This window comes from Streptomyces sp. NPDC006235 (assembly GCF_040613735.1).
Classification (GTDB): Bacteria; Actinomycetota; Actinomycetes; order Streptomycetales; family Streptomycetaceae; genus Streptomyces.
Genome location: NZ_JBEXSR010000083.1, coordinates 7,472 through 13,962 on the forward strand (window position 1 = coordinate 7,472; position 6,491 = coordinate 13,962).

A 6,491-nucleotide genomic window follows, 5' to 3' on the forward strand; every position below is an offset into this window, starting at 1 on the left:
CGGGCTGCTAAACGCGCTTCGGAAGGCCGGGGCGCACGAGCAGGTCACCGTGCTGGCCGGGCGGGCCGCCGCACACACCCCCCTCGACGACGCGAGCGCCGTTGACGGGCTGCTGGGCATGCTGCAGGAGGCCGGGGCGGACAAGCAGGTCACCGTGCTGGCCGAGCGGTTTGCTCTGGCAGGAGGGTTTGCTCTGTTCATCAACCACGCAGGACACCGGGAGCAGTTCCAATTCGGCCGTGAGCCTGATGGGAGTGCCGCACCCCCGTGGACCTGGAACGACTTGGACTGATCCAGCACAGGCCCCCAAAAAACAGATCACCCGATCATGCAGATCGCCCACTTGCCTGAACACCCTCGGATAACCGTCAGGCATGTTGCTGAACTCCAACCTGGCTCACATGCCTGACAGCTAGCCAGCACCAGAGATAACAGTCGACGCCGCGCGGAAAGATCAATAGGCTCGACGCGCACTTCATCTTCTTATTTTTGGGAAATGTTCAAGTCGCTCACCGAAGCTGTCGGAACCGTCTGCGGATCTATCATGATCATGACACTCTCGGTCTGCGTTTCCATGCCTTAGAGCTCGTAACATGATCACGGGCGGGCTTTCTTGAGGCGTCTCCAGCAGACCAAGTCGCCTGCCCCGATGGCTGTGAAGGCTGTCGCGAAGCAACAGCGGAAGCGCCGGCCGAGGCGGCGCGCCAGGCGCCGCTGATGAATGTAGGAGATGGCTGGGCCTGGGCTGAACAGCCCGGGCCTTCTCCGCTGTGTCTGGCGGAGAGGCGATCGCCGCAGTGCCTTCATCCGCTGGCACCGTGACCCCGGGCGTGCCCAAGTTGTTCGAGAACTGGGAGACCGAGAGCATGCACGCGCACGGCTGGTCCCGCGCTTCGCAGCCTGAAGGCGCCTGCTTGCCCGCCGGCCCGCCCGGCCTCACACCGCGCGGGCAAGGCTGAGCACAAGCAGGAGGCGCGTGTCGACTGCGTGACCGGCACGGAACATCTGATGCAGCCTCCCACACGGCTACACGGGGTGCGGGTAAGAACCGGCAGGTACACCAAGCCGTAGAAGACGCCCCCGGCCACCAGGACCGCGGCGACGAAGGTGCTGGTGAGGGCCCGTCCGACCCTCCATAGCCGCAACCCCCGATCATCCGGGGTCGGTCGCGGCCGTCGGTTCGCGGTCATGAGGAGGAAGAGAAGACTCGCAGACCTGGGGTTGCGGTCCTTTCGGTCTCAGAACGGGGTGTCGCCGTTGCCCTCGATACGGACGCTGAACGGGGCTGCAGGGTTGATGGCCCGTGCTAAACAGAAGCCCAAACCCGCGTCATACAGCCACGGCATAGGAGCCCAAGTGACCGTCTACGTCTGCTCGTTGAAAACCGACGCTCCGCAGTCGATCCCCGCCAACGGCGCCTACCACATCGTCCGCTTCCCGTTCGGCTCCGGCGAGTCGTACGACGCGCACAGCATGCACCAGGCCGCCCAGCCGGACGGCTACACCGTCACCAACTGGGCCACGGACGACCGGTCAGGCCTGATCTGGCCCTCCACCGCGGGCTGGGGCCAGCTGTACGCCATGATCCAGTGGGGGGACGGCTCCTACACCGAGCTGCGGGACCGCTTCGTCCGCGATCCGCTGAACCTGTCTACTGGCTATGACTCGACGGCCACCGACCACCGTCCGCCGTCGCCCGGCATGCAGTGTTTCACCAAGGGCCACGGCCTGTTCACCGCCGTCGGCACGCCGCTCGCGCTGCTCGTCTCTCACAACGACAGCGCCGCCCGCAATCTCGTGCTCGCCGAATTCAAGCTCGCCATCCACACCTGACCGGAGGGCCAACGGGGACTTCTTCACGTGGCTGTGTGCGACCCCAGCCGGAAGATCGTTCGGCTGAGCCCTGCAGAGCGTTTCGCCGCGTAGGCGACCGCCTTTCACGACCGCGCATGCTGATCCGCCCACGCCCGGTGATGCTTGCAGGCGGGGCTGACTGCTGCGGCCGAATCGGGCGCCTGGACGGTGGGGTGGTCAGCCGCAGTCGTTGCGGTTGATTTTCAAGGAGCAGGTCTGGTCGTTGAGGTTGTAGCCGCGCAGGTCGTGGATGGAGCCGCTTCTGCGGGTGATGCACACGTGCCGGCCGCTGTGGTTGCGTTTCTCGTATACGCGGGCGGTGCGGTCGGAGTTGTTGCGGATGGAGCTGCCGCGGTCGCGGATCGCGGTGGGGAGGTCCTTCACGCTGCCGTCCACGGCCCGCTTCACCCAGGGCTGGCCGCCGAAGTTGATCTCTGGGTAGATGCACACGTAGCCGGAGGGGCAGTCGATTTCTGCCTTCACCGCGCTGGGGGTGCTGGAGGCGGAGGCGGGAAGCGGGGGCCACGCGGCCGACGCCGCTCGGATGGCTTTGCGGCAGCGGAGTTGCCTTTTGGTCCGCCGGCGTGGGCGTGTCCGCCTGCAAGACCGCCACGCTACTTCCCTCGTACACCGGCGCAGCTCACGGCGCCAGATGCGCTGCTCTCGGTCGCGGCAGGTTGCCGATGTCATGGGGGGCAGGATCAGCAGCCGAGAGCTCGCGTGCCCACGACACGGCGCTCCGTTATGCAGAGACGGATCCGCGGCGCGTCCGGGCCGCCGAAGCGTGTCCGGCGGCCCGGCGGGCGGCGAATCGACTGTCGGCGCAGGGTGATCAGCCCTGCTTCGCCTTGTTGCTCTGCGCCTTCAACGACGCCACGATCTGCTGCGTCAGTTTTTTGGCACTCGCGGCGCCGTTGTCGCTGCCGTCCGTGGACAGCACGATAACGACGGCTGTTCCCACACGGGTGGCGATCAGCGTGGTGCCGCTCTCCCAGGCGCTGTCGGTGAGCGTGATGGTGTAGGCCCCGTCCCCGAGCCCGGTCGTGGAGGCGCCGGTGACCTTCACCGTGCTGTGGGTGTCGGAGTCTGTGTAGTTCGGGCATGCGGCGACGACCTTGGCCAAGTCCTTCACCACGTCAGCCGCGGTCCTGCCGCGGTAGACGTCGATCTCGGCCGGGGCGTGAGCATCAGAAGCGAGCATCCTGCGAGTGCCGATCAGACCTTTCGGGCTCTGGTCGCCCAGGGGGCGGAGCCCGTACTTGATCCGGACCTGTGGCCGCAGGGCCGGCAGGAGGAGGACCGTCTGCGGCTGCTCGGTGTCCTGCTGGCCAAGGTGGAGCTGGAGACCACCGCTGCGACCAGGCTGGACGAAGACGAAGAGCTCGACGACGTCACCGACACGTTGATGGGTGGATAGAGCAGACAGGGCCTGCCGCGCTCGGTACGCGCGTGCTGATCAACCGGTCGCAGCGCACTGCGGTGCAGCTCATGAGCGCGGAGGGAGAGGGGGAGGCTCCGGCAGGCCGGGCTGCGTCCTCGGCGGCCGTGGTTGCGGCAGCCGGCCTGCTCAGCGCTCACCGGGTGTTCGAACAGGGTGAAGCCGAGCGAACCCGGCGGGCACTGGACAGCACGGAGGCGTCCGTCATCGCGATCCTGGAGGGCATGCACGAATTGCGCGTCGCCATCGGTGACGTGAAGGAGTAGGGCTCAGCTGTCCGCGCCGGGGTTCCTCGTCGCGCCGACACCTCCTCCCGCGCGATAGCGAGGAGGCGCCCTGTCCTGCAGGTCCGGGACGGTCTGCCGGAGGACGCCTCTGCCGCGGGCGGCGTCGCTCAGGCCGGTGTGACGTTCTCGGCCTGCGGTCCCTTCTGTCCCTGGGTGACGTCGAAGCGGACCTTCTGGCCCTCTTGCAGTTCGCGGTAGCCGCCGCCGGCAATGGCTGAGTAGTGGACGAACACGTCAGGGCCGCCGCCGTCCTGCTCGATGAAGCCGAAGCCTTTTTCTGCGTTGAACCACTTCACCGTGCCGGTGGCCATGCTGGTCTCCCTCGTCAATGATCGGGCGGCGCGGCTCCGTGCCACGCGGCCGTAGGTTGGATCATCGCGGAGCACCTGGGCGCTGGAAAGGAGAAACGCCCCGGTGCCACGCCTGCGTCGCGGGTACCCCGCGCACGAGCCGTGCGACCAGCAGTTTCATGTTCCGTCCGGCACCTGCCCTAGAACGGCGCCGTTCCCTCCCCCATGAAGGGCACAGACGTCTCGTCGCCCGGGGCGGCAAGGGGACGGATCCTGCGCTCGTGCCCGGACGGCAAGCGCAGGCGAACCTCATCGGCGTTTTTTCACAGCGCCCGCCACCCATTGCGGCAAGGCGCAGGACGCCGCCCCACGAGCCTGTGTCCGGCAGGAACAAGCCCAAGTCGACCTGGACCCCGATCTGCTGACCATCGACGAGCAGCAGGGCGTCATCACGGTGCAGGTCAGCGGCCATGTCCTCATCCTTCACCGGGCGGAAAGCGCGGCCCCTGGATTTCGAGGGGGAGGAACAGGGGCCGCCTGCCATGACAGGGCGGTCACCGTGACCGGTGCGCTGCCCCGGCGCGAACGCCGGCCAGGCAGGAGCCGCAGCGACACGGTGCTCGCATGTCACCGGGCTCAGCGACCACTACCTGATGCTGGTCACGGCTGCCTCGTGTCATGCCGACAGAAGCCGCGCTGAAGTACCTGTTCGCGAACTCAACGGTGGTGAACCTCGGCTGTCTCACTCTTCGTGAATGGGGTGGTCCGTCTTTCCCTCTGGGTGTGGTTCCTGCGGAGGGGACGCTGATGGCGGGGGAAACAGGAGGTTCTCGAGGGCATCCAGCCCGAACAGCATGAGCAGGAGCATCACCGGCAGGAGCAGAGCTGTCACGGCCATGACGCCTCCCGATGACGCAGTGATCATGGGCACGCGCGGCAGAAGCATTCTGGTCCAGGCTGGGCCGAATGAGGGAACATCGCGCGCGCGACGCGGGAGTGTGTAGGCCGTTCGGGTGACGTCTGTCTGGGTGGAGGCAGTATCCGGGGGTGGTCCTGATGTTGACTGGGGTCGCTCGCCCGGTCGGGGCAGCTGTGCCCTGGTCCTCGCTCCCAGGGACCAGGGCTGCGGCAGCGGGGCACGGGGCCCGGAAAGCGGGGCTCGCCGCTGCGGGGCTGGCTGCCGCAGCGCCGCAGGCTGGAACGGGAGGCATCGTGTCTGCGGGTCTCCGGCCGTACAGGGGCGGACCGGGTGACAGTCTGGCCCGCACGCGGAGGCATACGGTGCAGCGATACCGTCTCCGTGACCAGCTTGCCCAGGCAAAGCTGATTCACGAACGCACAAATGGGCTGCCGGTCGCAGTGTGCCCGGTTGACGCCGTGCCGCGCGGGTCCGGCGAGACGACCTCGTTACTCGTTGGGTTCGGAGGCGCTGATGTCGGCCAGGGCGGAGTCGGTGTCGCGTTCGACCGCCAGATCCCCCAGGGAGACGACGCCGACCGGCCGGCCCTCTTCGATTACCGGCAGACGTCGTACGGCGTGCTGGCGCATGAGCTGGACCGCCCGGCTGATGTCATCGTCCGGGGAGAGGCTGACCAGCTGCTTGCTGCACGCGTCGGCGACGCTGCGGTCCTCGATGTTCCCGCCCGCGCCCATCACGCGCACTACCAGGTCCCGGTCGGTCACCAGTCCGCGCAGTTCGTCGTTCTCGGCGACCAGGACCGCACCGATGTCTTCATCGCGCATCAGGCGGGCGACTTCGACGACCGTGGTCTGCGGTCCACCCGCCACCGGCGCGGTCGTCATGATCTCCCGGACCTTCTGTGCTGCCATCGGTTCTCCTTACGTCAGGGGTTTAGGCCGGAGCGGCCGCGCGGTAAGCGCTGCCCGGCTCGATGGCCGTACCCGCCCCAGGCCCGTGACTCGCGCTGTCCGGGCGCTTTGCCCCCCGATGGCCGTGCGGCCAGACCACGCAGACCAGGCGGCCAAGGCGACAGGTCAGTCGGCCGGACGGCAGCTGACTGAGGATCTGGTTCAGCTCCCGCCGGAGACGGCGTCGGCCAGAGTGGACAGCACCGCGCTGGCGGGCGCTGTCACGTTGGCTGATGACGTGGGATGATCTTCGGGTTGATGCTGCTGGAGGGGTGCCCGTGGAGAGCAGGTCGCCGTCGTACCAGGGGCACCGCTACCCGGCTGAGGTCATCTCCCGCTGTGTGTGGCTTTACCGCCGGTTCCCGCTCAGTTTCCGCGAGGTCGAGGAGCTGATGCTCGAGTGCTGTGTCGTCGTCTCTTACGAGACGGTCCGCCGCTGGTGTGTGAAGTTCGCCCGGTCTACGCCCGCGAGTTGCGTCGCCGCTGGCCCCGGCCCGGGGACAAGTGGCATCTGGACGAGGTCTTCATCAAGATCAACGGTGAGCGGGAGTACCTGTGGCGGGCCGTCGACCAGAGCGGGATGGTGCTCGACATCCTCGTACAGAACCGGCGGGACACCGCCGCGGCCAGGCGATTCTTCCGCCGCCTGCTGAAGAATACAGGTGCGGTGCCGCGGGTGATCATCACCGACAAGCTCCGCTCCTACGGCGCGGCCCACCGCGACGTCGTGCCCTCCGTCGAGCACCGCCAGTC

General features: G+C 67.5%; 8 protein-coding genes and 1 pseudogene. 5 read left to right on the forward strand and 4 right to left on the reverse strand.

Annotated elements, in window-relative coordinates; all coding sequences use genetic code 11:
- The coding region (locus ABZ192_RS42435; RefSeq protein WP_356929806.1) for a hypothetical protein at positions 1-292 on the forward strand (292 nt) is incomplete at its 5' end.
- A 1,064-nt stretch (positions 293-1,356) separates the two neighbouring features.
- Positions 1,357-1,833 (forward strand): hypothetical protein, encoded by a 477-nt coding sequence (locus ABZ192_RS42440; protein WP_356929807.1) that lies wholly within the window; start codon positions 1,357-1,359, stop codon positions 1,831-1,833.
- A gap of 198 nt (positions 1,834-2,031) precedes the next feature.
- Here the strand turns inward: ABZ192_RS42440 and ABZ192_RS42445 are convergent, their stop codons facing one another.
- Both ABZ192_RS42445 and ABZ192_RS42450 read right to left on the reverse strand, forming a co-directional pair.
- Positions 2,032-2,337: a peptidase inhibitor family I36 protein gene (locus tag ABZ192_RS42445; RefSeq protein WP_356929808.1), complete on the reverse strand. Its 306-nt coding sequence runs from the start codon at positions 2,335-2,337 to the stop codon at positions 2,032-2,034.
- A gap of 349 nt (positions 2,338-2,686) precedes the next feature.
- Positions 2,687-2,989: a hypothetical protein gene (locus ABZ192_RS42450; protein WP_356929809.1), complete on the reverse strand. Its 303-nt coding sequence runs from the start codon at positions 2,987-2,989 to the stop codon at positions 2,687-2,689.
- Between the two features lie 45 nt (positions 2,990-3,034).
- On the opposite strand from ABZ192_RS42450, the gene ABZ192_RS42455 reads away from it, so the two are divergent.
- Both ABZ192_RS42455 and ABZ192_RS42460 read left to right on the forward strand, forming a co-directional pair.
- Positions 3,035-3,271: a hypothetical protein gene (locus ABZ192_RS42455; RefSeq protein ID WP_356929810.1), complete on the forward strand. Its 237-nt coding sequence runs from the start codon at positions 3,035-3,037 to the stop codon at positions 3,269-3,271.
- Positions 3,272-3,303: 32 nt separating this feature from the next.
- The gene (locus ABZ192_RS42460) at positions 3,304-3,558 is read left to right on the forward strand and encodes a hypothetical protein (RefSeq protein ID WP_356929811.1); all 255 of its coding nucleotides are present in this window, start codon (positions 3,304-3,306) and stop codon (positions 3,556-3,558) included.
- Between the two features lie 128 nt (positions 3,559-3,686).
- Here the strand turns inward: ABZ192_RS42460 and ABZ192_RS42465 are convergent, their stop codons facing one another.
- A complete protein-coding gene (locus ABZ192_RS42465) occupies positions 3,687-3,890 on the reverse strand; it encodes a cold-shock protein (RefSeq protein WP_356929812.1) in 204 nt (67 codons plus the stop codon).
- Between the two features lie 1,386 nt (positions 3,891-5,276).
- Positions 5,277-5,699, reverse strand: coding sequence for a CBS domain-containing protein (locus ABZ192_RS42470; RefSeq protein ID WP_356929813.1), 423 nt, complete (start codon positions 5,697-5,699; stop codon positions 5,277-5,279).
- Positions 5,700-6,016: 317 nt separating this feature from the next.
- On the opposite strand from ABZ192_RS42470, the pseudogene ABZ192_RS42475 reads away from it, so the two are divergent.
- A pseudogene (locus ABZ192_RS42475) lies at positions 6,017-6,491 on the forward strand (IS6 family transposase); the annotation flags it as partial.

What these genes read in the sequence shown, in the direction of transcription:
- ABZ192_RS42465 (WP_356929812.1), bottom strand. Translation starts at nt 3,890, where the DNA reads ATGGCCACCGGCACGGTGAAGTGGTTCAACGCAGAAAAAGGCTTCGGC.
- ABZ192_RS42470 (WP_356929813.1), bottom strand. Translation starts at nt 5,699, where the DNA reads ATGGCAGCACAGAAGGTCCGGGAGATCATGACGACCGCGCCGGTGGCG.